The organism is Streptomyces sp. NPDC020801 (assembly GCF_044334385.1).
In the GTDB taxonomy this organism is placed as follows: domain Bacteria; phylum Actinomycetota; class Actinomycetes; order Streptomycetales; family Streptomycetaceae; genus Streptomyces.
In genome coordinates, this window is record NZ_JBIRST010000009.1 from 73,176 (window position 1) to 98,778 (window position 25,603).

Consider the following 25,603-nt stretch of genomic DNA (forward strand, 5'->3'; position numbering starts at 1 on the left):
ACCGGGGGAATTCGCGGACAACCGTGTGGCACGGCGGCCCACCGGAGGGGGGCATGGCGGCCCGGCCGGAGTCCTGCGCCCCGAGGCCCTGGCGCGGGAGGCGCTGTTCCGGGTGCAGATGCCCACGCCCGACCAGACGTGCGTGGAGCAGGGGCGGCGGGCCCGGTGGCGGATCGACCGGGTGCACAGGGCGGACGGGCGGGAGGAGTTCGACGCGGTGCGTGACGTCACACGGACGACGGCGACCGGGTTCGTCACCGCCGCGAAGGGCAGGCCGGACTGACGCCCGCGCGCCCCGGCCGCCGTCGCGGGCACCGGGTTCTCAGGCGGACAGCGGTTCCTCGTCCAGCGCCGCCGGAAGGTCCGGGTAGACGTCGAAGAGGCGGCGGACGCCGAGGGCGCCGAGCACGCGGTTGACGTGCGAGCCGTCGACCGCACCGCGGGCCGGGAGGATCAGCCGCAGCCGGCCCTGGCAGGAGCGGATCAGCCGGCGGGCGGCGATGAGGACGCCGACGCCGCTGGAGTCGCAGAAGAAGACCCCCGAGAGGTCCAGGACGAGATGGTGGCGGCCGTCGGCCACCGCCTCGTGCACCCGCTGGCGCAGCACCGGCGAGGTCACCAGATCCAGTTCGCCCGCGACCGAGAGCACGCTCCACCCGCCCTGTTCGTCGCCGGTCACCTTGAACGCCACGGCCCGCCCTCCGCTCACCGGAACTTCCCCGGAACCACTCGAAAACGGAAGCAGTTCCTACGCTTGTTTCCGCGCGGCTGCCCAGCGGCCGTTCCCCCAAACGCCGAGCGACAAACCAATACCGTTCACCAAGGGGCTTGTTTCGGTCACCTTCGATCGTGTTCGATCGGAGTTGATACGAAAGAGAAGGTGCGGACGAGACTGCGGGAACAAGTTGCCCAACAGAGGACAAATCGACCCGCGTGTCCCTTACCACCTGCGGCTCTTCAGGGGGCGCACATTGCCACAAAGGGGCGTGCGCTGTCTGACGTGCCGACTACATTCGAGGTGAGATGGCCGGGCGTGGAGGGGGCCGCATGGCGAAGAAGGACGCACCGCCCCGCTGGGACCGCAGGATGCAGCAGCGGCTCGCACGCGGAGAGGCGGCCGCCCTCGGTGAGCTCTACGACCGGTTCGCCTCGCTCGTGCACGGCCTCGCCCACCGCGTCCTCGGCGACGAACAGGCCGCCGACGGCATCACCCGGGAGGTCTTCGCCCACGTCTGGGAGCACCCCGACGCCTACGACCCCGGACAGGGCCCCCTGCGCTCCTGGGTGGCCGGGCTGACCCACCGCCTCGCCGTGCAGCGGCTGCGCACCACCGAGACCGCCGCCCTGGCCCGCGCCGGCGAGGGCTCCCCGGAGGAGCTGGAGCTCAGGGTGCGCCGCGCCTCGGTGGCCGCCCGCGCCGACTACATCGTCCACTCCATGCCCGCCCCGCTGCGCGCCGCCCTCGAACTGGCCTACTTCCAGCGCCGCGACTACCGCCAGACCGCCGTCGACCTCGGCGTCACCGAGGACGAGGCCCGCCGCCGGCTCCGCCTCGGCCTTCAGCTGCTGTCCACCGCCCACGACGCCGGAGCGCCGGACGCTCCGCCCGGAATCGGGGGTGCGGCATGAGCCGGGGCCCCGGGCCGTTCGGTGAGGACGGCGGGTACGACGGACACGGCAAGCACCCGCCGCGCATACCGATGCCCCGCACGTCCGTGGAGGACACCGGACAGCCGCTGCCGAGACCGGAGGAGTTGGCCGAGCTGAAGCAGCAGCCCGGACTCGTGCTGGAGCACGACGTCCTGAAGTCGCTCCTCGGGGCATGGGCGCTGGCCGCCTGTTCACCGGCGGAGACCGCCGCCGTCGAGGAGCACCTCGGCACCTGCGGCACCTGCGCGGACGAGGCGCGCCGGCTGCGGGAGGCGGTCGGCCTGCTGCACCCGCCGGAGAGCCTGGACCTGGATCCGGGGCTGCGCACCCGGGTCCTCCAGGGCTGCCTGGAGCGGCGGGCGCCGCAGATCCCGGTGCCCGAGTGGGCGGCCCCGTACGACGCCGAGACGGCGCGCCTGGACGCGCTGCTGCAGGACATAGGGGACTCCGAGTGGCACGCCCCGGTGCGGCTGCGGTGGTTCGAGGACGACGGCGCGGCGAGCCGTCGTACGACCGTCGCCGGGGTCATCGCGCACCTGATGAGTGTCGACGGACTGGTCGCGGTCGCGCTCGGGCTCGACGACCCGCTCGGTGACCCCGGCGCCGAGGAACCGACACCCGCGGCGCGCACCGAGGCGTACTGGAGCGCCTCGCACTTCCCGCCGACCCGCTCCGTGCGGGCGCCCTGGCGGGAGCAGACGCACGCCCTCGTACGGACGGTGTCCTTCACGAGCGGCGCCCGGGGCGGGCCGAACGTGCACTACGGCGACTTCGAACTGCCGCTGTGCGACGCCATGCTGGACCGGGCCTTCGAGTGCTGGGTGCATGCGGAGGACATCGCGGGGGCGGTGGACTACCCCTACGAGCCGCCGGCCCCGGGGCACCTGCACCGGATGATCGACCTCGCGGCACGGATGCTGCCGGGCGTGCTGGCAGCCCGGCGGCAGGCCGGGCTCGCCGCGCCGGCCCGCTCCCGGCACCTGGTGGCCGCGGGCGAGCCCGGGCGCAGTCTGCGGCTGGAGATCGAGGGGCTCGGCGGGGGCGAGTGGCTGATCCCGCTCGACGCACCCGGGGCGGTGGGCTCCACGGACCACGAGGTGGCCCATGTGGCGCTGGACGGCGTGGAGTTCTGCCGGCTGGCCGCCGGGCACGTCGCCCCGCAGGAGGCCGCGGCCGGCCAGCTGGGCGACCGTGAGGCGATCAGGGACGTGCTGTACGCGGCGGCGTCGCTGAGCCGTATGTGACGCCGGGGCCGTACCCCCTAGTGCTGTGGCCGGAAAGGTTTGCCGGAAAGCTCGCGGCGTCCGGTGCGGTGCATCGCAGGGCGGAGCATCGCCCGCGTACTGCGGATGTACTCGGGTGATGCGACAACGCGGCGAGGTGCCGTGCCGGGCGCCGCGAGCCGGTGAACCTTGCCGATCGCACTAGGCGAAGACCACCGTCCGCCGCCCGTTGAGCAGGATCCGGCGCTCGGCGTGCCACTTCACCGCGCGCGCCAGCGCCTGGCACTCCACGTCCCGGCCGACCGCGACCAGTTGGTCCGGGGTGGCGTCGTGGCCGACCCGCTCGACCTCCTGCTCGATGATCGGGCCCTCGTCGAGGTCGGCGGTCACGTAGTGGGCGGTCGCGCCGATCAGCTTGACGCCCCGGGCGTGCGCCTGGTGGTACGGCTTGGCGCCCTTGAAGCTCGGCAGGAAGGAGTGGTGGATGTTGATGATCCGGCCGCTGAGCTGCTTGCACAGGTCGTCCGAGAGGACCTGCATGTAGCGGGCGAGGACGACCAGTTCGACGTTCTCCCCCCGCACGATCTCCAGGAGCCGCGCCTCGGCCTCGGCCTTGGTGTCCCTGGTCACCGGGATGTGGTGGAAGGGAATGTCGTACGACCCCACCAGCTCGGCGAACTCGGTGTGGTTGGACACCACCGCCGCGATCTCCACCGGCAGCGCCCCGATCCGGGCGCGGAAGAGCAGGTCGTTCAGGCAGTGCCCGAACTTGCTGACCAACAGCACGACCCGCATCTTCTCGTCGGCCCGGTGGATCTGCCATTCCATGCCGAAGGAGTCACCGATCGCCGCGAAGCTGGCCCGCAGCTTGTCCACGGTCACCGGCGCCTCGGCCGAGAAGTGGACGCGCATGAAGAACAGTCCCGTGTCGTGGTCGCCGAACTGCTGGCTGTCCTCGATGTTGCAGCCGGTCATGAACAGGTAGCTCGACACGGCGTGCACGATGCCCTGCCTGTCCGGGCAGGAGAGGATGAGGACGTACTGGTCGGCCTTGGCCGCGACTCCGGTGGACTGCTCGTTCATGCAGGACAGGGTCCCACACGGCCCAGGGCCGTGGGCAGGCGTCCCGCAGGACGGAACGGCCCGCCCGGCCCGGCGTCTCAGGCCGAACGCGTCATTATTCGCAGCACCTCCAGGCTCCGCGGCGGCGCGTCGGGGTCGTCGCCGTCGCTCGCCGCGAGGCGCACGTGCGCGTCCCGGGCTGCCCGCACCGCCTCCGGCCAGGCGTGGTGCTCGACGTACGCGGCCACCGGCGCGTCCGGCCCGACCTGGTGCATGATCCGCAGCACCCGCAGGACGGCGGTGTCCACGAGCGCCGCCTCCTGCGAGTCCCGGAAGATCGTGCCGACGTACTTCTCGGCGGACCAGCTGTCCAGCCAGGTGTCCTCGACCAGGCGGTAGACGGCGTCCGTGACGTCGCCGTACCCCTCCACGCCGGCCAGCCAGACGTCCCGCTGGAACGCCGGGTCGGAGAGCATGTGCAGCGCGGAGCGCACATTGCTGCGCCAGCGCCACCACGGCATGTCGTTGAGTGGCATGCCGCCCATGGTGGAGGAGCGACGGCCGCGACGGGAAGAGTTCTCCACACCTTGCACGGTCATCGATCGTACGTTCTCCGCCCCAGCGGTCCCACCGGCCCCCGTAATTCACCTTTACGTCACTCTTCGTTGACCATGGGTCACTCGCAGGTTAGCGATGTGACGGAATCGTGCGTGTCCATGACCGGCAGGCGACGCACGCGCAGCACGTTCCCCCCCACCTCCACCCGGCCCGTCAGAAGAAGACTCCTGCTGGCCGCGGGCGCGCTGGCGGCCTGTGCCTCGCTCACCGCCGGGTGCGGTGTCATCCCCGGTGCCACGGGGGGCTCCGGGGGCGGCACCGTCACGGTGATGACCTGGGCGCCGGAGAACACCAGGGCGACCAACAAGCCCGGGATGCCGGCCATGGCACGGGCCTACGCCCGCTGGATCAATACCCACGGGGGCATCGCCGGCCGCAAGCTCAACGTCCTGACCTGCAACGAGAGCAACGACAGCGTGGAAGCGGCCAAGTGCGCCCGGCTCGCCGTCAAGGAGAACGTGGTCGCCGTCGTCGGCTCCTACAGCCAGTACAGCGACTCCTACTTCCCACCGCTGGAGGGCGCGGGCATCCCGTACATCGGCGGCTACGGGGTGACCACCACCGAGTTCACCCGGGCACTGTCCTACCCCGTCAACGGCGGCCAGCCGGCGCTGCTGGTCGGCCTCGGCAGGGAACTGGCGGCCGCGGGGTGCGGTCCCGTCACCCTCGTACGGCCCGACACCATCGCGGGCGACGAACTGCCCGGCCTGCTCAACGCCGGCCTCAAGGCCGGGGGGCACCCCACCGCCCAGGACCAGCGGGCGGCCGAGGACGCCACCGAGTACTCCGGCCAGGCCGCCCAGGCGCTCGGGCGGGCGACCGCCGCGCCGGGCAGGAAGGGCTGCGTGATCCCCGCGCTCGGGGAGCGCACGGACATCTTCATGGACTCCTTCCGCCGCGCCCGCGAGAACTATCCGGCGGTGCGCACCGCCGCGGTGCTCGGCAGCGTCGACCAGACGGTGATCGACGCCGGCGGCGGGCAGTCCGGGCCGTACGAGGGCTCGTACATCACCGGCTGGTACCCGGTGGCGGACGACCCGCGCTGGGACGCGATGAAGAAGGTGATCAACGAGGAGGCCTTCGGCGACAACCGCGTCGACCCCGCGGACGCCGGGGTGCAGACCACCTGGATCGCCTACACGGTGCTGCGGGCCGTCCTCGAGAAGATCGGCTCCGGCGAGGTCAGCGCCGACTCGGTACGGCACACCCTCGACGCCGGCCTCCGGGTCGACACCGGCGGCCTGACCCCGCCCCTGAGCTGGCGCCTGTCCGACGTACTGGCCTCCGTGGGCTTCGCCCGCCTGGTCAACGCCGCCGTGACCCTCCAGGTGGTGAGACAGGGACGCCTGGTGTCCGCCACGAAGGGCTTCACCGACGTGATGAAGACCCTGGACGACGCGGACGTCGACTGACCGCCGCGGCCGGTCGCGCCGGCCGCGGGCCGGTCACGGCCGCGGCCCGCTCACAGCCGCGGGCCGGCCGGAGCAGGCCGGTCAGAGCTGGGTCGGCTGGCGCTGGGTGAGGCCGTAGGTCCGGGCGATCGCGTTCCACAGCTGGGCCGCCCTGACCTTCTGGGCACTGGCGACACCGCTCTCGCGGTTGCCGGCCTGGGTCTCGCCGGTGGTGCGGGCGTGGCCCTTGCGGCAGCCCTTCTTGCCGCCGCCGACCTGGTCGGCCCAGGCCGCGTAGTGCCGGTCGGCCGACTCGGAGGCCTTCCACGCGCTGGTGAGCGCGGTGGTCAGCTCGGCGTTGCTGGGCAGCTTGTCGACGGACAGCTGTCCCAGGCGGGTCACCAGGCCCTTGCGCTGCTCGGCCGCGCTGCGCAGATCGGAGGCCGCCTGGCCGAGGTTGTCGCAGTTCTTGACGTCGGCCACCGCCTTGATCACGGAGGCGCGGCTGCCGCCGCTGTCGGACAGCAGCTTGTCCAGCGCGGCCGCCTGCTGCCGGGCCGGATCGGCGGACGCCGAGGCGGAGCCGTCGGTGGCGGGCGCGGTGGCGGAGACGTTCGTGTTCTTGTCGCTGCTCCGGCCGTCGCCACCGCCGCCACCGCTGAGCAGGGCGCCGGCCCCGACGCCGAGCACCACGATGCCGACGCCCACGGCCGCGATCAGCGGCACCCGCCGGCCTCCGCGGCCCCCGCCGTCGCCGTCGCCGTCGGGCCCACCGAACGAGCCGCCGCCCGGGCCGGACGGGTACACGGGCTGGGCGTGGCCCTGAGCGGCGGACCGGGGCTGCTCGAAGCGGGGCAGCTGCTGGGTCGACGCGGCCGGGGCCTCGCCGCCGGGGCCGCTGCGGAAGAGACTGTCGAACTCGGCGGGCGTCTGCCGACCGCCGGCGCCGTACGGGGCGGCGCCGCCCGCCTGGGCGTCCACGGGCGCGATGTACTGGGTGGCCTCGGCATCGGAACCCCCACCGGCCGGGGCGGGCGGCAGCGGTACGCCGCCGCCCTGCGGTATGCGGCCCAGGAACCGCGTCGCCGGGTCGCCGGGCGCCTCGGGCGTCACCGGCGGCAGGTACTGCGTCGCCCCCTCGTCCACCGGCGAGGGGGCCACGACGGCGACCGGCGGCAGGTACTGGGTCGCGCCCTCGTCGCCGTACGGAGCGCCGTACGGGGCGCCGCCGTACGGGGCGGCGCCGGCGGACGGCTGCGGGGCCGCTGCCGGGTTGTGCTGCTGGTACGGCGGCTGCGGGGCAGCGCCCTGCCCGCCGTGGCCCGGGGCTGCCTCCGGCGGCAGGGGGCCCGCACCGCCCGGGCCGCCGCCCTGCGCGTCCCAGTGCGCCGGGGGCGCCTGCCGGTACGGCTCCGGGGAGCCCCACGCCTGCGCGGGCGGCGCCTGCCAGTCCTGCCCGGACTGCCCAGGCTGTCCGGGCTGTCCGGGCTGTCCGGGCTGCGCGGGCGGGGTCTGCTGCTGTCCGGGGCCCCACGGCTGCCCCCAGGCCTGACCACCGGCCGGAGCCGAGGCCGGGACCTGGCCGGCCGGCTGCGCGGGCGGACGGCCGCCCGGCCCGCCCGTCATGCCCGGGAGCAGGGGCTCACCACCGTCGGAGGGCAGCACGATGCCTTCGCGCGCGGACCGCGCCGAGGGCTCCTCGCCCTGTCCACTCTGCGTCACCGGGACTCCTACGATTGGGGGACCTTCGGAATCGTCGGCTCACGCTACCGGGTCCCCGGAGCCCGGTGCCACGCAGCACGGGGCGTGATCTCCGTCGCTGTGACCGCAGTAACAAAACCCGCGCGCAAGGCGCTGTACCTGGCTCAGGAGGCCGCTCTCACGCCGCCACCTGCACCTCCAGGCGTGCCCCGAACTCCCTTACCACCGCCTCGTCCCGGTAGGGGTCCAGGCGCTGCTGGAAGTCGTCCAGGTACTCCGCGCCCCGGTTGGAACGCAGCCGCTCCAGCAACTCCACCGCCTTCAGACCGGTGTTGCACGCCTGCTCGACCTCCCGCTGCTGCACCTGCGCGGTGGCGAGCAGCACATAGCCGATGGCCCGCCGCCGCGCGCGCGAGGCGGGATGCCCGGCGAGCGCCTCCTGCGCCCACCGCGCCGCCGCCTCCGCCTGCCCCAGGTCCCGGTGGCAGTGCGCCAACTCGTCGGCGAGGTAGGCCTTGTCGAAGTGCGCGATCCAGGGCGGATCGTCCCCGGAGTCCGGCTCGGCGGCCTCCAGCGCGCTCACCGCCCGCCCGGACGCGAGCTGCGCCGCCCGCGCGTCACCCATGAGGGCGTGCCCGCGCGCCTCCGCCGCGTGGAACATCGACTCCGCGCGCGGGGTCACGCGCCCGCGCGCCCCCTCCTGCGCGGCCCGCGCCAACTGCGCGATCTCACGCGGGTTTCCCAGCTGCGCGGCGAGGTGACTCATGGAGGCGGCCAGGACATAGCCGCCGTAGCCGCGGTCCCCGGCCGCCTGGGCGAGACGCAGTGCCTGGATGTAGTACCGCTGGGCGAGGCCCGGTTGCCCGGTGTCCACGGCCATGTACCCGGCGAGCTCGGTCAGCCGGGCCACCGCGGCGAACAGATCACGGCCCACCGCCTCCCGGTAGGACCCGGCCAGCAGCCCCGAGACGACGCTGTTGAGGTAGTGCACGACCACCGGGCGCACATGCCCGCTGCCGTAGGTGTGGTCCAGATCGACCAGCGCCTGCGTCATGGCCCGGACGGCCGCCACGTCGGACTGCCCCACCCGCGGCCCGGCCGAGCGCGCGACCTGTCCGTCCGGCGCGGAGATCAGCCAGTCGCGGCTCGGCTCGACCAGCGCCGAGGCGGCGACGGAGGAGCCGGTCAGGAAGTCCCGGCGGCCCACGTCACTGCGCCACAGCTCGCAGACCTGCTCGATGGCCCCCAGGACCGTCGGCGAGAACTGCAGGCCCACGCCCGAGGCGAGGTTCTTGCCGTTGGCCATGCCGATCTCGTCGATCGTGACCGTACGGCCGAGCTTGCGGCCCAGCGCCTCGGCGATGATCGCCGGGGCCCGCCCACGCGGCTGCTGTCCGCGCAGCCAGCGCGCCACGGACGTCTTGTCGTACCTCAGGTCGAGGCCGTGCTCGGCACCGCACATGTTGACCCGGCGGGCCAGCCCGGCGTTCGAGCAGCCCGCTTCCTGGATGAGCGCCTGCAGCCGTTCGTTCGGCTGCCGCGCGACGAGAGGCCTTGCGGCCATGGCGTAAACCCCCTGTGGCTGCGGTGCCTGCCCACGCACCGAGTTGACGTGTCTTCCGCGGCCGGGCCCCCGCGCCTTCCGGCGAAAGGAACCAGCCGTGAAGATCAATGCCCCATGGACATACCGAAAATGCGAGGCATGCGAGGATTGCCGGGGTAACAGTGAAATCCACCCCCACACAGGACTACCCACCGTCCGCCGGCGATCCTCCCGCGCGCCCCCACGCATGCATCCATGCGCCCCAGGTGCGGAATCGATGCTCCTCCCCCGCGCGCGCTACGCCCGTAACCCGAGGTGGGTGGGGGAGTTGAGTGGAGCGTGGAAGAGACGATCGCGGGCACGGAAGCCGCACAGATTGCCGGTCAGATCCCCAAGCAGCGCGGGGACTCGCTGCTCGAGACAGCCGTTCGCTACGCCGAGGAGCGCCACTGGGACGTGTTCCCCGGCACCTGGCTGGAAGCGGTCGGCGGGGTGCAGCGCTGCTCCTGCGGCGATCGCGCGTGCGCCGCACCCGGCGCACACCCGGCGCGCGAGGACTGGGCGACCCAGGCGACCGGCAGCGCGACCGTGGTCCGCCGGATGTGGCACAAGCAGCCCACGGCGTCGATCCTGCTGCCCACCGGCCGTACCTTCGACGCGATCTCCGTCCCGGAGACGGCCGGGTTCCTCGCGCTGGCCCGGATGGAGCGGATGGAGCTGACGCTCGGGCCGGTGGCCCTGACTCCGGAGCGGCGGATGCAGTTCTTCGTGCTGCCGGGGGCGACCGTGAAGGTGCCCGAGCTGGTACGGAAGCTGGGATGGTCGCCGGCCTCGCTCGACCTGGTCGCGCTCGGCGAGGGCACGTACGTGGCCGCGCCGCCCACGCGGTACGGGTCCCGGGGGGCCGTGCAGTGGGCCTGCCGGCCGACCGCGGTGAACCGCTGGCTGCCGGATGTGGAGGAGTTGATCTCGCCGTTGGCCTATGCGTGCGGAAGGGACAGGTGACCTGCGCCCCTTCCGGGTCGGCTGTTCCCCCGTAGGGTTCATGCATGACCGAGGGAGCAGAGGTGGGTTCAGCCGCCGTACGCGTACAGGGGCTCTGGAAGCGGTTCGGGCAGCAGGTCGCCGTCGCCGGGATCGATCTGGACCTGCCGGCCGGCAAGTTCATCGGGCTGGTCGGACCCAACGGGGCCGGGAAGACCACCACGCTCTCCATGGTGACCGGGCTGCTGCGGCCCGACCAGGGGACCGTCGAGGTCGTCGGGCACGACGTGTGGCGGGACCCGGTGGCGGTCAAGGCGCGGATCGGGGTGCTGCCGGAGGGTCTGCGGCTCTTCGAGCGGCTCTCGGGGCGCGAACTGCTGGCGTACTCGGGGCGGTTGCGCGGGCTGCCCGGTGCCGAGGTGGACCGGCGGGCGACGCAACTGCTCGACGTGCTCGACCTCGCCGGCGCCCAGCACAAGCTCGTCGTCGACTACTCCACCGGCATGCGCAAGAAGATCGGGCTCGCGGCCGCACTGCTGCACAACCCCGAAGTCCTCTTCCTCGACGAGCCGTTCGAGGGCGTGGACCCGGTGTCCGCGCAGACCATCCGGGGCGTCCTGGAGCGCTACACCGCCTCCGGCGCCACCGTGGTGTTCTCCTCGCACGTCATGGAGCTGGTCGAGTCCCTGTGCGACTGGGTGGCCGTCATGGCCGCGGGCCGCATCCGCGCCCACGGCACCCTCGCCGAGGTGCGCGGCGCGGCGCCCACCCTCCAGCAGGCGTTCCTCGAACTCGTCGGCGCGCAGAGCCGGGACGCCGGTTCCGACCTCGACTGGCTGGGCGGCGGGACACGATGAGCGCCGGTACGGAAGCGACGTCCGTCGCCGGGACCGCCCCGATCACCCCTGTCGTGGTACGCCTGAAACTGTCGCTGCTGCGCAACGGGCTCAGGCAGTCCGGCGGGCGGCGGGCCGCGTACATCGCGTCGGCCGTCGTCGTGCTGCTGTTCGCCGCGCTGCAGCTGCTCGGCCTGATCGCCCTGCGCGGCCACGCGCACGCCGCCTCCGTGGCCCTCCCCGGGGTGGCCGTGCTGGCCCTCGGCTGGGCCGTGATGCCGCTGTTCTTCCCCAGCGGCGACGAGACCCTCGACCCGACCCGCCTGGTGATGCTGCCGCTGCGCCCGATGCCCCTGGTACGGGCGCTGCTGGCGGCCTCCCTGGTCGGCATCGGACCGCTGTTCACGGTGCTGCTGCTGGTGGGTTGCGTGATCTCGGTGGCGCACGGGACGGCCGCGTACGTCGTCGCGGCCGTCGCCGTCGCCCTGGCGCTGCTGGTGTGCGTGGCCCTTGCGCGTGCCGTGGCCGCCGCGAACATCAGGCTGCTGACCAGCCGCAAGGGCCGGGACCTGGCCGTGCTGAGCGGCCTGGTGATCGCGATCGGCGCCCAGCTGGTCAACTTCGGCATGCAGCGCCTCGGCTCGGCGGGACTGGCCCAGCTCGACCCGGCCGCGGACGTGCTGCGCTGGGTGCCGCCCGCGTCCGCCGTGGGCGCGGTGGACGCGGCGAGCAGCGGCTCCTACGGCGTCGCGGCCGCCCAACTGGCGCTGACCGCGGCCGCCCTGACCGCCCTGCTGGGCGTGTGGGCGCGCAGCCTGACCCGGCTGATGACCGCCCCCGACGCCTCGACGCTCCAGGGCGCCGGCAGCGCCGCCCGCGAACGGACCCGCACGGGCGGCCTGGCACGGCTGCTGCCGGCCGGCCGGACCGGCACCGTCATGGAACGCAGCCTGCGCTACGTCTGGCGCGACCCCAAGACCAAGGCGGCCTGGGTGACCTCGCTCGCCATCGGCCTGATCGTGCCGGTCTTCAACGCGCTGCAGGGCACCGGATCGCCGTACTTCGCCTGCTTCGCCGCCGGAATGCTCGGCATCCAGATGTACAACCAGTTCGGGCAGGACACCTCCGCCTTCTGGATGGTCGCGCTGGCCATCTCCTCCCCGCGCGACGCCTACGTCGAGCTGCGCGGGCGGGCGCTGGCCCTGCTGGTGATCACCCTGCCGTACGCCACCCTCGTCACCGTGGTGACGACGGCCCTGCTCGGCGACTGGCCACGGCTGCCCGAGGTGCTCGGCCTGTCCTTCGCCCTGCTCGGCGCGATGCTGGCGACCGGCGCCTGGACCTCCGCCCGTTTCCCGTACTCCATCCCGCAGGAGGGCTACAAGAACGTGGCCCCCGGCCAGGCCGGCCTCGCCTGGATCTCCATCTTCGGCGGCATGGTCGCCGCGGCCCTGCTGTGCTCCCCCGTCATCGCCCTGGTGATCTGGGCGAACGTGAGCGCGACCGGCGACGACTGGAGCTGGCTGCTGCTGCCGGCCGGCGTGGTCCACGGGGCCGCGCTCACCGTCCTGGGCCTGCGCCTGGCGGCCCCGCGCACCGCGGCCCGCCTACCGGAGATCCTGACGGCGGTGAGCAAGGGCTGAGGGACCGTCAGCTCGTGAGCACCGCGTCCAGGAACGGCTCGATGGCCGCGCGCCAGGCCTCCGGCTGGTCGTAGTGGACGAGGTGGCCCGCGTCGGCGACCTCCGCGTACTGGCCGCGCGGCAGGACACGGACCATCTCCTGGGCCTCGGCACGGCCGAGCTCACCGTCGAGGCCGCGGACGACGAGGGCGGGGCAGCGGACCTGGGCGAGCTCCTCCCAGTGCGCGTCGTACACCCACGTCTCGCGGGAGGTGAGCATCTGCTGCGGTTCGAAGACGGGGCGCCACCCGTCCGCGGCCTCGTGCATGACCTCGGCGTAGAACTCGCCGCGGACCGGGTTGGGACGCTCCACCCAGGGGTCGTCCTCGCCGAACCACTTGCGGACGTCGGCGAGGGTGGCGAAGGGGACGGGCCACGCCTTGAACCAGTCCTCCCACTCGCGCTGGGAGGTCGCGCCGAGCGCGGAGGCCCGCATATCGCAGATGATCACACCGCGGACCAGGTCCGGGCGCCTGGCGGCGAGCTGCCAGGCGGTCAGCGCGCCCATGGCGTGACCGATGACGACGGCCGGGGCGAGGCCGAGCTGATCGAGGGCGGCCTCGGCGTCCTCCACATAGGCCTCACGGGTGTAGGCGGCCTGCGGGGGCTTCTCGCTCCGGCCGTGGCCGCGCTGGTCGAGGGCGACGGCGCGGTGCCGCTCGGAGAGCCAGCGGGCGGTGGACGCCCAGTGCGAGGCGCGGCCCATCAGGCCGTGCAATAACAGCACGCCGCTGGTCCGCTCCGGCCCGGGGCCGGCCATGGGCCCGGGCGGTGCATGCGGTGCGCGGGGCCCGTCGGGACCGCGCGGGCCGGACTGGGCCGGTACGAACGGCCGGCCGGCCGGGTCGGCCGCGCCCGCCGGGTCGCTCGTGCCGAAGCCCGCCGGATCGGTCTTCGGAGGATCGCCGAACTCCCAGGCGGCAAGCCGTACGCCACCCGCTCCGGTCACGTCGATGCGCCGCGCCATTGGTCCTGGCACCCCCCAGCTCCACTCGAGCCGCGTTCCGCGTTGTCCCTGCCGTCGTGCACATTCCTGCAGCGCGGGTCCCACGCCGCCCGTCACACCCAGATTATCGAATACCTATTCGAAAAAGCCGTCTGCGCCACGAACACCCCTCGTTCGAGTGACACCCTGCCAGGAATGATCGCCGCCGCCACGGGGAGATCTTCAACGGGAGGCGGACCACTCGGGGAAAAGAGGTCCGAGGGGGATGACCCTGAGAGCTCGGGGCTCCGGGTCAGCACAGGGGAGGACAGGCCCCGGCGCCACACGGCGCCGGGGCCCTCCACACGACTGCGGCACATCCGCCCGCCCCCTTCAGACCAGATCCCTCTCGCGACAGCCTCGCACGCGAAACGTCCGCGCGCTGCGATTCGACGCACGGAATTCTGGATTCACCGGAATCGGCGATGACGCCACAACAACCCCAGGAGTCACGGCAGTTGACCAAAATTCCGAAAAGCTCACCCGAAAGGATGACGCTACGTCAGTAGTGCCACCGGCCGGCTCAGCGCTTGGCCACGAAGACATGGGAGGCCACGTCCGCCGCCAGCTCGGCCGCCTCTCCCCCACTGCCGACCAGCACACCGCCCGCCGACTCCGTCACACTCACCACCGAGCCGGGCTGCACACCCGCGCGGCGCAGCGTGTACATCAGCTGCGCGTCCGTCTGGATCGGCTCACCGATACGGCGCACCACGACCGTCTTGCCGTCGGAACCCGGATCCAGATCGGCCAGCGACACCATGCCCTCGTCCAGGAACGGGTCCGCGCCGTCCTTCTCGCCCAGCTCCTCCAGGCCCGGGATCGGATTGCCGTACGGCGACTCCGTCGGGTGGCGCAGCAGCTCCAGCACGCGGCGCTCCACCGCCTCGCTCATCACGTGCTCCCAGCGGCAGGCCTCGGCGTGCACCTGCTCCCACTCCAGGCCGATCACGTCGACCAGCAGACACTCCGCGAGCCGGTGCTTGCGCATCACCCGCGTGGCCAGCCGTCGGCCCTCGTCCGTGAGCTCCAGGTGCCGGTCCGGAGCCACCGCCACCAGACCGTCGCGCTCCATCCGCGCGACCGTCTGGCTCACCGTCGGCCCGCTCTGGTCGAGCCGCTCGGCGATCCGGGCGCGCATGGGGACGACGCCTTCCTCCTCCAGCTCGAGGATGGTGCGGAGATACATCTCCGTGGTGTCGATCAGTCCGGACATACATGCCCCTCGATTACCTCTGCCGGAAGCTCGACGGCTCCCTGGCGCGTGCGCTGGCCCTGGACTCAATTCTGACGCATACCACTGACAACCGGAGCGCTCCGGCGAAACGCCGGGCCGAGTCCTTCTACGGCGCCGCACTCCCCGTACACGCAGACGACCCGCGAGCTGGGTCCCTCCGCCTGACGGCGGAGAAGCCGGCCGGACGTACCGGCAGCTCGCGGGTCGGGTGACTGCTTGGGATTGGGGCCGGCTGCACGCATCTGTCACGCGCTGGTCCGGCACCGCACTGGATGTGGTGACGGGCCGCTAGCCCGCAGCCACCTCACGCGTCCGGTTCTCATACATCTGCCGAACCACCTCCCTTCTCGTGTGAGCCACACCCTAAGAACCGCTCGGCCTTCGATCAACCGTTTTTTCGCGACGCCGGCGTTCCGCCCATGACAGAACGACGCAGTGCCGGCGCAACATCGGGGCCGCGCTCGACGAGGCCGGGTGCGGGTTCGGAGGTGTATGCCCGCAGGCCCGCCGTGTGCTGTCTCAGCCGTGGCCGTCCTCCAGCAGGGCGGCCAGGTCCAGGGCGGTCGCGATGCGTACGGCCACGTCCTCGGCGTGGGCCGCGTCGGCGCGTTCGAAGGGGTTGCGGCCGGAGGTCCGCAGGAAGGTCACGACGCCGAGGGTGCGGCCGCGGCTGCGCAGGACCGCGCACAGGGCGTGGACGGCGTCCGCGGGCCACTGGCGGGCCAGGGCCCACTCGCGTGCCTGTTCGGGCGGTACGGTGCCGACGGTGGCCCGTACGGAGCCGATCCGGTCGATGCACTGAAGGGCGGGGTGACCGTCGCCGTAGCGGACGGGCAGTCCGGCCTGGCCGGTGAGCAGGCTGGGGCCGGGGCCGCCGGAAGGGGTGGCGGCCACGCGGACGAGCCGTACCGGTGCTGTGGTCTCGTCGTCGTTCCGCGCGGGGCCGCCGGCCACGCGGTCGATCAGGGCGTGGTCGGCGAAGCCGGCGAGCGCGAAGTCCAGGTGGACAGTGGCGGCCTCGGCCGGGTCCTCGCACTCGGCTGCGGCACGGGCGGCGCGGTGCAGCTGGTTGGTGCGGAAGCGCAGCAGTGAGGCCTCCTGCTCGCCCTGCCTGGCCTCGGTGACGTCGACGAAGAGCCATGCGACGCCGAGGGGCACGGGTTCCTCGGCGAGGGGGGAGGCCAGGCGTACGAAGCCGCTGCGCCAGCAGCGTCGCTTCTCGCCCTCGGGAGTGCGCACGCTCACCCAGATCTCGGCTGGGGCGGGCGGCGCGCCCTCCGCGAGGACGTGGGTGAGTGCGCTCTCCAGTTCCTCCACGCCCTGGGAGAGCAGTTCGCCGAGGGGGCGGCCGAGGGCGGCCGTGCGTCCGGTGCCGAGCGCGCGGGCCGCGTGGGCGTTGACCACGGCGGCGCGCAGGTCGGCGTCGACGAGGACGACACCCCAGGAGGCGTCCTCGAAGAGGGCTTCGCTGAGTGCGATGGACCGTTCGAGGTCGATCTGTGCGTGGACCTCGCTGAAGGCGCAGTACAGGCCGGCGGCCTTGCCGTCGGGTCCGCGCACGGCTGCCGACTGGGTGCGGACGAGCACACGGCCGCCGTCCTTGGTGAGCAGCGCGAACTCGTGCACCTGCCGTCCGGGCGCGTGCATGGCGGACATCAGCCGCCCCTCGACCTCCTCGGCGTCGGCGCTGCGCACGGCCCAGCCGGCGAAGCCGTGGCGGCCGACCGCCTCGGACGCGGTCCAGCCGAGGATGCGTTCGGCCTCCCGGTTCCAGTGGGTGACGACCCCATGGGCGTCGAAGGCGCACAGGGCCGCGTCCATGCCGTCGAGCAGGGCGGCGAGCAGGTCGGAGCCGTCCGGGCCCTCGGGGCCCTCCGGCCCGTTCGGGCCGTCCGTGTCCTGTGGACCGTCCCGCTCCGGCTCGGGCTCGTCCGGCCCCAGCTCGTCGGTGGTCCCACTACGCCGGGAAGCACTCACCTGGACCCCCTGCAGGCTGCGTCCGCACGTACGGCGCGTCGGTTCGCTCACTGGCCTTCATTCAACTGGAACGTGACGCAGCACACATCGGGTTCCCGCAAGATTGAGGGAATTGTTGTACACGGCCGGGAGCAGGGGCGGGGCGCGGGAGGCGGATGGGCGGCCGGCGTCAGCGCCGGTAGAAGATCCGGTCCGCGTACTCCTCGAAGACGCGGCCGTTCCACTCGTGGCCGCCGTCGACGTTGCCGGAGCGCAGCAGCGGGGGCTCGATGCCGCGGTCGGCCAGGACGCCGGCGGCGGTGGCCATGACCGCCTGGAGGAGGGCGGTGGTGACGACGGTGGAGGCGGGGGCGAAGGGGGCCGGGACGGTGTCGAGGGTGAGTTCGGCGTCGCCGACGGCGATCTTGGAGTCGAGGACGAGGTCGCAGTGGTCCTTGAGGTACGTCCCGGAGACGTGCCGGGACCTGGTCTCGGTGGCGTAGGCGACCGAGGTGACGCCGATGACCCGTACGCCGAGGGCGCGGGCGTTCATGGCCATCTCGACGGGCAGGGCGTTGCGGCCGGACAGCGAGATGATCACGAGGGCGTCGCCGGCGCGGATGGGTGAGCTGTCCAGGACGGCGGCGGCGAGCCCGTCGACGCGTTCCAGGGCGGAGCCGAGGGTGGCGGGCATGACGTCGACACCGACGGTGCCGGGAACGGCGAGCAGGTTCATCAGGGCGAGGCCGCCGGCGCGGTAGACGACGTCCTGGGCGGCGAGTGAGGAGTGGCCGGCGCCGAAGGCGAACAGCCGGCCGCCGGCGGCGACGGTGTCGGCGAGCAGCGTGCCGGCGGCCGCGATCGGCTCGGCCTCCTCGTCGCGGACCCGCTGGAGCAGGCCGATGGCGGCGTCGAAGAACTGGCCGGCCAACGTGCGGTCGCTCATACGAGGTCCGTCCCTTCGGGATCTCTGCGTGTCCGTGTGTCCGTGTGCCGCGGATCACGGTGAGGTCTGGACCAGTGCCGTGTCAATACGACGTCAACACGGCGTCGGTGCGCGGTCGCGCATGGCTCCGGGGCGCGGCGTTCCCGCCGCGGCGGCCGTCAGGGGCTCAGCCGCTCCACGCGCCAGCTGCCGTCCGGTTCGACGCTGTAGCGCAGGCGGTCGTGCAGGCGGTTCTCGCGGCCCTGCCAGAACTCCACGGACCGCGGGGCGACCCGGAAGCCGCCCCAGTGCGGCGGGACCGGCACCTGCTCGCCCTCGGGGTAGCGGGCGACGAGTTCGGCGTAGACGGCGTCGACCTCCGCGCGGTCGTCGATGACCGCGGACTGGGCGCTGGCCCAGGCACCGAGCTGGGAGCCGTGCGGGCGGGTGCGGAAGTAGGCGGCGGTCTCGTCGCGTCCGGTGCGGCGGGCCACGCCCTGGACGATGACCTGGCGGGCCATCGGGTGCCAGGGGAAGAGCAGGGAGACGTACGGGTTCTCGGCGAGGTCGCGGCCCTTGCGGGAGTCGTAGTTGGTGTAGAAGACGAACCCCTGTTCGTCGAACCCCTTGAGCAGGACCGTGCGGGAGCTGGGCCGTCCCTCGGCGTCGGCGGTGGAGACGACCATGGCGTTGGGTTCGAACAGCCTGGCCTCGGTCGCGGCCTGCTGGAACCAGCGGGCGAACTGGGCCACGGGGGTCTCGGCGAGGTCGGCCTCGGCAAGGCCCTCCTCGCGGTAGTGCTTGCGCATGGAGGCGAGGTCGAAGGGTGCGGTTTCTCCGGCTTCTCGGTCGGTCACGCGGTCATCTTGCCGTATGGGTGGCCTTCGGCCGGGAGGGTGTCCTTGGTCACGGAGTGGCACTGAGTGCCGAGCACTCTCCCCATACGTGGCACTCGGGGATATCGTGCTGCTGCCGCCAGGTTGGGTGACCGCCGACCGCACGGGGCATCACAGGGATGACCGCCCCGGACCGCGAGTCGTCGCCGGCGACCGCGGATCCAGTACGGGCGAACGCCGAACGCCCACTTCTGACATCCGACACATGGTCGTCGTCCCCACCGCACCATCTGTCGCACTGACCACGAGGAGCCGCCTGATGTCCGACTTCGTACCCGGGCTCGAGGGAGTCGTCGCGTTCGAGACGGAGATCGCCGAACCGGACAAGGAGGGCGGCGCCCTCAGGTACCGGGGCGTCGACATCGAGGACCTCGTCGGTCACGTCTCCTTCGGCAACGTCTGGGGCCTGCTCGTCGACGGTGCCTTCAATCCCGGTCTGCCGCCGGCCGAGCCGTTCCCGATCCCGGTCCACTCCGGCGACATCCGTGTGGACGTGCAGTCGGCGCTGGCGATGCTGGCGCCCGTGTGGGGTCTGAAACCGCTGCTGGACATCGACGCCGGGCAGGCCCGCGAGGACCTTGCGCGGGCGGCCGTCATGGCGCTGTCCTACGTCGCCCAGTCGGCACGCGGTCAGGGCCTGCCGATGGTGCCGCAGCGGGAGATCGACAAGGCGAACTCCATCACAGAGCGGTTCATGATCCGCTGGCGGGGCGAGCCGGACCCCAAGCACGTGGCCGCCGTGGACGCCTACTGGTCGTCCGCCGCCGAGCACGGCATGAACGCCTCCACCTTCACCGCCCGGGTCATCGCCTCCACCGGTGCCGACGTGGCGGCCGCCCTGTCGGGCGCGGTGGGCGCGATGTCCGGCCCGCTGCACGGCGGCGCCCCCTCCCGGGTCCTCGGCATGATCGAGGAGATCGAGCGGACCGGGGACGCCGAGGGGTACGTCAAGCAGGCGCTGGACCGGGGCGAGCGGCTGATGGGCTTCGGGCACCGGGTGTACCGGGCCGAGGATCCGCGCGCGCGGGTGCTGCGCCGGACCGCCAAGGAACTGGGCGCCCCCCGGTTCGAGGTGGCCGAGGCGCTGGAGAAGGCGGCCCTGGAGGAGCTGCACAACCGCCGCCCCGACCGGGTGCTGGCCACGAACGTCGAGTTCTGGGCGGCGATCATGCTGGACTTCGCCGAGGTGCCGGCGCACATGTTCACGTCGATGTTCACCTGTGCGCGTACGGCGGGCTGGTCGGCGCACATCCTGGAGCAGAAGCGGACCGGGCGCCTGGTCCGGCCCTCCGCCCGCTACATCGGGCCGGGCCCGCGCAGCCCGCGGGAGGTCGCGGGCTACGAGGACATCGCACACTGACCGCACCGCGCGCGGACCTCTGGCATCACGCGGGGCTGAGCAGCTCCGCGTGATGCCGTTCGGCCACCAGCGGGTGGGCCCGCAGCTTGCCCTTGAGCTCGTTGTAGCCGTACTCGGCGAACAGCGGGTTGCCCGGGTCGTCGGTGATGCCGGGGGCGGTGGCGGCGTGCGGGAAGGGCAGCGGGGCGACGCGGGCGTCCAGGCGCGGGTTGTAGAAGAACGGCACGGAGAACCGCTCGGTCGCACCGGGCGGGGAGACCACCCGGTGGTTGGTGGCCAGCAGGTAGCCGTCGGTGGCCACTTCCAGCAGCTCACCCAGGTTGACCACGAACGCGCCCGGGATCGGCGGCACGTCGTGGAACAGCCCGCCCTCGCGCTGCACCTGGAGCCCGCCGACCTCGTCCTGCAGCAGCAGGGTCAGGAAGCCGTAGTCCTTGTGGGCGCCGACGCCCTGGCCGGTGCCGTCGGCGGCACTGCCCGGGTAGCGGACGAGCTTGAGCTGTGGGTGGGCGTGCGCGCCGAAGACGGGGTCGTAGAAGCCGGCGGGCGCGCCGATGGCGGTGAGCAGCTCGTGCAGCAGCTTCCGGGCGACGGCGCTGAGCCGGTCGATCCAGTGCAGCGCTGCGGTGCGCAGTCCGGGCAGGGCGGCGGGCCACTGGTTGGGGCCTTCCAGCCACCAGTACGCGGGCTCGCCCGGTCCGGGGACGCGGGCGGGCCGCTCGGCGCCCATGTCGAGCTGGTCGCGCCAGTCGCGGGCGCCGCCGGTGCGCTCGTCGCCGGTGCGGGTGTAGCCGCGGAAGTGGGGCGAGTTGACGTTGTCCAGGGCGAGGCGGTCGGCCTCGGGCAGCCGGAAGAAGGCGTGCATGGCCTCCAGCAGCGCGTCGGTCTCGGCCCGGGTGACGCCGTGCCCGACGAGCTGGAAGAAGCCCACGTCGTGGGCGGCGCTGTGCAGCTGTGCGTGCAGCAGCGCCCGGGCCTGGGGGCCGCGGTCGGCCGCGGAGAGGTCGATGATCGGAAGCTGGTGGTACGACGGGTTCGTCGCCGTGTTCGTCATGGGTGCGTCCGCAGGGTGTACGGGGGGCCCGGGCGGCGGCCATGGGTGGGCGCGCGGCACGGGTGCCGGGTGGGCGGGAGAGGTGGCGATCGAGGTCGCCGGAGTGGGGCTGGATCAGGCAGAACGCCGACAGCCCATGCTCGTGACGCGCACGTAGTCCACGTGACGGCGTCGCACGAGCATCGGAGGCATGCGCACAGGGTACTGCGGGGCGCGGGACGGGGGTGTGGCCCGGTTCACGTTTGTGCCGGGCTCGAAGGCCGGCGGGCCGGCGGGCCGGCGGGCTCAGCCCAGCGCCTCCTCCAGAAGGGCTGCCCACTGGGCGACGACCCGTTCGCGGCGGGTGGTGTCGTCGGTGAGGAGGTTGGCCAGGCCCAGGCCGCGGGCCATGTCGAGGAAGCCCTGGACCGTCTCGCGCGTCCCGGGGCGGGATTCGTCGGCGCCCAGCAGCTCGACGGCTATGCGGTGGGACTCGCGGCCGACGCGGGCCTCGAGCTCGGTGACGCGGACGCGCAGCTGGTCCTCGTCGGAGGCGGCCACCCACAGGTGGAGGGCGGCGCGGAAGAGAGGGCCGGTGTAGAGGCCGACGAGGGCGCGGAGCACCGCCCGCCGGTCGCCGGCCGCGCCCTGCGGGAACAGGGCGCGCAGGGCGGTGGAGCGCTCCTCGGCGACGTACTCGACGGCGGCCGTGAAGAGGTCCTCACGGGTGGGGAAGTGGTGCTGGGCGGCGCCGCGGGACACTCCGGCGCGTTCGGCGACCACGGAGACCGTGGAGCCGGCCCAGCCGTGTTCGGCCAGGCAGGCCACGGCGGCCTGCAGGAGCCGCTGCCGGGTGGCCCGGCTGCGGTCCTGCTTGGGGACGCGCTCTCCGCGTTCCCCGCCGTCCCCGCCGTTCCCGCCGTTCCCGCCGTTCCCGCCGTTCCCGCCGTTCCCGCCGTTCCCGCCGTCCATGCGGTCCACGCGGTCCTGTGTGGTCACACCGCCCATTGCGGATCCCGTCGTTCTAGGAATGCCGTCATCCCCTCGCGCGCCTGCGGCGAGGCGAACAGCCGGGCCGAGAGCGCGGTCAGGTCGGCCGCGTCCCGGTCGAAGGCTTCCAGCACCCTAGCCGTGAGCAGCCGTTTCGTCTCGGCCAGACCCTGCGGGGAGGAGCGGCGCAGTCCGTCGAGCATGGGCTCCAGTACGGCGTCCACGTCGTCCCCGGCCGCCGTGAGCAGGCCGGTCCGCACGGCCTCGGACGCGTCGAAGCGCTCTCCGGTGAGGTAGTGGCGGGCCAGCGCGCGCGGGTCGGTGCGGGGCAGCAGGGGGAGCGAGATGACGGCGGGGGCGACCCCGATCCGTACCTCCGTGAACGCGAAGCTCGCCTGTTGCGAGGCGGCCGCGATGTCACAGGCCGCGAGCAGCCCGAGGCCGCCCGCGCGGACGTGACCGGTGACCCGGGCGACGACCGGCCTGGGCAGTTCGACGATCTGCCGCAGCAGGGCGACCAGCGCGTCCGGCCGGGGCGGGTCGCGCAGGTCGGCGCCCGCGCTGAAGGTGTTGCCGGTGTGGGTGAGGACGACCGCTCGGACGTCGCCGTCCTTGGCGCAGTCGGCCAGCGCGCCGGCCAGTTCGCCCACGAGCGCCGCCGACAGGGCGTTGCGGTTGCCCGGCGAGTCGAGGCTGAGCGTTTCGACGGCACGCGCGCGCGTGCGTGAGATCAACGTCACTGCTGCTCCTTGGGTTCCTGCTGCTGCCGTTCCCTGAGATCCCGCAGTTCCCGCCGGAGGATCTTCCCGGAGGCGGCACGGGGCACCGCGTCGAGGAAGGTGACCTGCCGGACGCGCTTGTAGGGGGCGACGCGCTCGGCGACGTACATCATGACCTCCCCTTCGGAGAGGTCGTCCGCGGACGGCTGGCGCACCACATGGGCGTGCGGGACCTCGTTGCCGTCGTCGTTGTAGACGCCGATGACGGCGGCGTCGGCGATGCCGGGGTGGGTGAGCAGGAGGGCCTCCAGTTCGGCGGGCGCGACCTGGAAGCCCTTGTACTTGATGAGTTCCTTGACCCGGTCGGCCACGAACAGCCAGCCGTCACCGTCCACGTATCCGACGTCCCCGGTGTGCAGCCAGCCGTCGGGGTCGATCATCGCGGCGGTGGCCTCGGGCCGGCCCAGGTAGCCCTTCATGACCTGGGGCCCGCGGATGAGGATCTGGCCGGCCTCGCCGGTGCCGAGGTCCTCGTCGGGGTCGGCGAGGGAGACGATGCGCATCTCGGTGCCGGCGATCAGTCTGCCGACGGTGCCGGGGGGCGCCTCGTAAGTGGCGGCCGGGGGTACGACGTGCGTGCCCGGCGACAGCTCCGTCATGCCGTACGCCTGGCCCACGGGCGGCAGGCCGAGGCGCTGCGAGCAGGCGGCCGCCAGCTTGGCGTCCAGGGGGGCGGCGGAGCTGATGACGTACCTCAGGGAGGAGAGGTCGTACTGCGCGACGGCCGGGTGCTTGGCGAGGGCGAGGACGATCGGCGGGGCCACGTACAGTCCGGTGATGCGGTGGTCCTGGATGGCCGCGAGGAAGGTCTCCAGCTCGAAGCGGGGCAGGACGACGACGGTGGCGCCCTGGCGCAGGGGCGCGTTCATCAGGGCCGTCAGGCCGTAGATGTGGAAGAAGGGCAGCACCGCCAGGATGCGGTCGCCGGGACCGGCCGTGACCGCCGGTTCCAGCTGGGCGAGGTTGGTGGCGATCTGCCGGTGGGTGAGCATCACGCCCTTGGGGATGCCCGTGGTGCCCGAGGAGTACGGGAGGGCGGCGACGTCCTCGGCCGGGTCGATGGTGACGGCCGGCTCGGGCGCGGCGGAGGCCAGCATGTCGATCAGCGAGCGGTGCCCGGGCGCGCTGTCGCAGACGAAGATCTCCTTCACCCCGCCCGCCAGTTCGGCGGCCCGGCGCGCCGCCTGGAGCAGCGGCGAGACGGTGACCATCCAGCGGGCGGCCGAGTCCTTCAGCTGCTTGGCGATCTCCTCGGGCGTGGCGAGCGGGTGCACCGTGGTGACCGAGGCACCCGCGCGGGTGGCGGCGTAGAAGGCCACGGGGAAGGCCACGGTGTTCGGGCTGTGCAGGGCGAGGACGTCGCCCTTGCGCACACCGGCCTCGGCGAGCGCGGCGGCGAGGCGCCGGTGGAACCGGTCCACCTGGTCGTACGTGAGGGTGGTGCCGTCCGTGCCGTCGATCAGCGCGGGGGTGTCGCCGAAGTCGGCGGCATGCCCCAGTACGGCCTCGTGGATGGGCAGTTCGACGGCCGGAACATCTGCGTACTCGCTGCGGAACACGGTTCCTCCTCGCACGCCGGCAGGCGGGTCGGTACGGGTCAGTACGACTTGGGCAGGCCCAGGCTCTGGTGGGAGACGTAGTTGAGAATCATCTCCCTGCTCACCGGAGCAATACGAGCCACGCGTGCGGCTGTTATCAAAGAGGCGAGGCCGAATTCGCGCGTGAGGCCGTTGCCGCCGAGGGTGTGCACGGCCTGGTCGACGGCCTTCACGCAGGCCTCCCCGGCCGCGTACTTGGCCATGTTGGCGGCCTCGCCCGCGCCCACGTCGTCCCCGGCGTCGTACAGAAGGGCCGCCTTCTGCATCATCAGCCGGGCCAGCTCCAGGTCGATGTGGGCCTGGGCGAGCGGGTGGGCGATGGCCTGGTGGGCGCCGATGGGGGACTTCCAGACGGTGCGCTCGCGCGCGTACTCGATCGCCCGGGACAGCGCGTAGCGGCCCATGCCGACCGCGAAGGCCGCCGTCATGATCCGCTCGGGGTTGAGCCCGGCGAACAACTGCAGCAGGCCCGCGTCCTCGTCGCCGACGAGCGCGCCGGCGGGCAGCCGCACGTCGTCCAGGACCAGCTCGAACTGCTTCTCGGCGGCGTTCAGCTCCATGTCGATGGGCCGCCGCTCGAAGCCCTCGGCGTCCGGCGGGACGATGAACAGGCACGGCTTGAGGCGTCCGGTGCGGGCGTCCTCGGTGCGGCCGACGATCAGCACGGCGTCGGCGATGTCGACACCGGAGATGAACACCTTGCGGCCGGTCAGCAGCCAGTCGGCGCCGTCGCGGCGGGCGGTGGTGGTGATGCGGTGGGAGTTGGAGCCGGCGTCGGGCTCGGTGATCCCGAAGGCCATGGTGCGGGTGCCGTCGGCCAGACCGGGCAGCCAGGTGCGCTTCTGCTCCTCGGTGCCGAAGCGGGCGATGACGGTGCCGCAGATGGCGGGCGAGACGACCATCATCAGCAGCGGGCAGCCGGCGGCGCCCAGTTCCTCCAGCACGATGGAGAGCTCGGCGACCCCGCCGCCCCCGCCCCCGTACTCCTCGGGCAGGTTGACCCCCAGGTAGCCGAGCTTGCCGGCCTCGGCCCACAGTTCGGCGGGGTGGCGGCCCTCGGCGACGGTGCGGGTGACGTACGTGCGCCCGTAGCGCCTGCCGAGCGCGGCCACGGCGGCGCGCAGGGCCTTGTGTTCGTCGGTTTCCAGCATGGC

At 73.0% G+C, this 25,603-nt stretch carries 23 protein-coding genes; 8 read left to right on the plus strand and 15 right to left on the minus strand.

Features of this window, described 5'->3' with window-relative positions:
* The first annotated feature begins 25 nt into the window (after positions 1–25).
* Positions 26–283, plus strand: coding sequence for a hypothetical protein (locus ACH4UM_RS20065; RefSeq protein WP_398180808.1), 258 nt, complete (start codon positions 26–28; stop codon positions 281–283).
* 39 nt (positions 284–322) lie between these two features.
* Here ACH4UM_RS20065 and ACH4UM_RS20070 read toward each other — a convergent pair whose 3' ends face one another.
* Complete coding sequence (locus tag ACH4UM_RS20070) at positions 323–691, minus strand: STAS domain-containing protein (protein ID WP_398180811.1); 369 nt, start codon at positions 689–691, stop codon at positions 323–325.
* 356 nt (positions 692–1,047) lie between these two features.
* Here ACH4UM_RS20070 and ACH4UM_RS20075 point away from each other — a divergent pair, with 356 nt between their 5' ends.
* Both ACH4UM_RS20075 and ACH4UM_RS20080 read left to right on the plus strand, forming a co-directional pair.
* Positions 1,048–1,629, plus strand: coding sequence for a sigma-70 family RNA polymerase sigma factor (locus tag ACH4UM_RS20075; protein ID WP_398180814.1), 582 nt, complete (start codon positions 1,048–1,050; stop codon positions 1,627–1,629).
* The gene (locus ACH4UM_RS20080; RefSeq protein WP_398180817.1) at positions 1,626–2,894 is read left to right on the plus strand and encodes a zf-HC2 domain-containing protein; all 1,269 of its coding nucleotides are present in this window, start codon (positions 1,626–1,628) and stop codon (positions 2,892–2,894) included. The genes ACH4UM_RS20075 and ACH4UM_RS20080 overlap by 4 nt, the downstream gene beginning before the upstream one ends.
* Before the next feature lie 180 nt (positions 2,895–3,074).
* On the opposite strand, the gene purU is transcribed toward ACH4UM_RS20080, so the two are convergent.
* Positions 3,075–3,956 (minus strand): formyltetrahydrofolate deformylase, encoded by an 882-nt coding sequence (purU, locus tag ACH4UM_RS20085; RefSeq protein WP_398180819.1) that lies wholly within the window; start codon positions 3,954–3,956, stop codon positions 3,075–3,077.
* Positions 3,957–4,033: 77 nt separating this feature from the next.
* A complete protein-coding gene (locus tag ACH4UM_RS20090; protein WP_398180821.1) occupies positions 4,034–4,534 on the minus strand; it encodes a hypothetical protein in 501 nt (166 codons plus the stop codon).
* Positions 4,535–4,651: 117 nt separating this feature from the next.
* Here ACH4UM_RS20090 and ACH4UM_RS20095 point away from each other — a divergent pair, with 117 nt between their 5' ends.
* Positions 4,652–5,965 (plus strand): ABC transporter substrate-binding protein, encoded by a 1,314-nt coding sequence (locus ACH4UM_RS20095; protein WP_398180823.1) that lies wholly within the window; start codon positions 4,652–4,654, stop codon positions 5,963–5,965.
* An 81-nt stretch (positions 5,966–6,046) separates the two neighbouring features.
* Here the strand turns inward: ACH4UM_RS20095 and ACH4UM_RS20100 are convergent, their stop codons facing one another.
* Together ACH4UM_RS20100 and ACH4UM_RS20105 are read right to left on the minus strand one after the other, a co-directional pair.
* Positions 6,047–7,666, minus strand: a complete 1,620-nt coding sequence (locus ACH4UM_RS20100; RefSeq protein WP_398180824.1) for a hypothetical protein — start codon at positions 7,664–7,666, stop codon at positions 6,047–6,049.
* Positions 7,667–7,823: 157 nt separating this feature from the next.
* Positions 7,824–9,209, minus strand: coding sequence for a transcriptional regulator (locus tag ACH4UM_RS20105; RefSeq protein WP_398180827.1), 1,386 nt, complete (start codon positions 9,207–9,209; stop codon positions 7,824–7,826).
* Between the two features lie 318 nt (positions 9,210–9,527).
* On the opposite strand from ACH4UM_RS20105, the gene ACH4UM_RS20110 reads away from it, so the two are divergent.
* From ACH4UM_RS20110 to ACH4UM_RS20120, 3 genes are read left to right on the plus strand one after another with little or no spacing between them, the layout of a single operon-like run.
* Positions 9,528–10,193, plus strand: coding sequence for a bifunctional DNA primase/polymerase (locus ACH4UM_RS20110; protein ID WP_398180830.1), 666 nt, complete (start codon positions 9,528–9,530; stop codon positions 10,191–10,193).
* A gap of 44 nt (positions 10,194–10,237) precedes the next feature.
* The gene (locus tag ACH4UM_RS20115; protein ID WP_398180833.1) at positions 10,238–11,029 is read left to right on the plus strand and encodes an ABC transporter ATP-binding protein; all 792 of its coding nucleotides are present in this window, start codon (positions 10,238–10,240) and stop codon (positions 11,027–11,029) included.
* Positions 11,026–12,651, plus strand: coding sequence for a transporter (locus ACH4UM_RS20120; RefSeq protein ID WP_398180836.1), 1,626 nt, complete (start codon positions 11,026–11,028; stop codon positions 12,649–12,651). Before ACH4UM_RS20115 ends, ACH4UM_RS20120 begins: the two co-directional genes overlap by 4 nt.
* Positions 12,652–12,658: 7 nt before the next feature.
* Here the strand turns inward: ACH4UM_RS20120 and ACH4UM_RS20125 are convergent, their stop codons facing one another.
* From ACH4UM_RS20125 to pdxH, 5 genes are all read right to left on the minus strand, one after another.
* Positions 12,659–13,657: an alpha/beta fold hydrolase gene (locus ACH4UM_RS20125; RefSeq protein ID WP_398181400.1), complete on the minus strand. Its 999-nt coding sequence runs from the start codon at positions 13,655–13,657 to the stop codon at positions 12,659–12,661.
* Positions 13,658–14,198: 541 nt separating this feature from the next.
* Positions 14,199–14,891, minus strand: coding sequence for a metal-dependent transcriptional regulator (locus tag ACH4UM_RS20130; protein WP_398180839.1), 693 nt, complete (start codon positions 14,889–14,891; stop codon positions 14,199–14,201).
* Positions 14,892–15,431: 540 nt separating this feature from the next.
* Positions 15,432–16,940: a PAS domain-containing protein gene (locus ACH4UM_RS20135; RefSeq protein WP_398180842.1), complete on the minus strand. Its 1,509-nt coding sequence runs from the start codon at positions 16,938–16,940 to the stop codon at positions 15,432–15,434.
* A gap of 118 nt (positions 16,941–17,058) precedes the next feature.
* Positions 17,059–17,814, minus strand: coding sequence for an SIS domain-containing protein (locus ACH4UM_RS20140; RefSeq protein ID WP_398180845.1), 756 nt, complete (start codon positions 17,812–17,814; stop codon positions 17,059–17,061).
* Between the two features lie 158 nt (positions 17,815–17,972).
* Entirely contained in the window at positions 17,973–18,650 is a 678-nt protein-coding gene (pdxH, locus tag ACH4UM_RS20145) for a pyridoxamine 5'-phosphate oxidase (RefSeq protein ID WP_398180848.1), read from the minus strand.
* A 298-nt stretch (positions 18,651–18,948) separates the two neighbouring features.
* Here pdxH and ACH4UM_RS20150 point away from each other — a divergent pair, with 298 nt between their 5' ends.
* Entirely contained in the window at positions 18,949–20,049 is a 1,101-nt protein-coding gene (locus ACH4UM_RS20150) for a citrate synthase 2 (RefSeq protein ID WP_398180851.1), read from the plus strand.
* 25 nt (positions 20,050–20,074) lie between these two features.
* Here ACH4UM_RS20150 and ACH4UM_RS20155 read toward each other — a convergent pair whose 3' ends face one another.
* From ACH4UM_RS20155 to ACH4UM_RS20175, 5 genes are all read right to left on the minus strand, one after another.
* Entirely contained in the window at positions 20,075–21,103 is a 1,029-nt protein-coding gene (locus tag ACH4UM_RS20155; protein WP_398180854.1) for an isopenicillin N synthase family dioxygenase, read from the minus strand.
* Positions 21,104–21,388: 285 nt separating this feature from the next.
* Positions 21,389–22,090, minus strand: a complete 702-nt coding sequence (locus ACH4UM_RS20160) for a TetR/AcrR family transcriptional regulator (RefSeq protein ID WP_398180857.1) — start codon at positions 22,088–22,090, stop codon at positions 21,389–21,391.
* Positions 22,078–22,812, minus strand: a complete 735-nt coding sequence (locus ACH4UM_RS20165) for an enoyl-CoA hydratase family protein (protein ID WP_398180860.1) — start codon at positions 22,810–22,812, stop codon at positions 22,078–22,080. Before ACH4UM_RS20165 ends, ACH4UM_RS20160 begins: the two co-directional genes overlap by 13 nt.
* Positions 22,809–24,410, minus strand: a complete 1,602-nt coding sequence (locus tag ACH4UM_RS20170) for a 4-coumarate--CoA ligase family protein (protein ID WP_398180863.1) — start codon at positions 24,408–24,410, stop codon at positions 22,809–22,811. The genes ACH4UM_RS20165 and ACH4UM_RS20170 overlap by 4 nt, the downstream gene beginning before the upstream one ends.
* A gap of 38 nt (positions 24,411–24,448) precedes the next feature.
* Entirely contained in the window at positions 24,449–25,600 is a 1,152-nt protein-coding gene (locus tag ACH4UM_RS20175; RefSeq protein ID WP_398181403.1) for an acyl-CoA dehydrogenase family protein, read from the minus strand.
* Between the last annotated feature and the right edge of the window lie 3 nt (positions 25,601–25,603).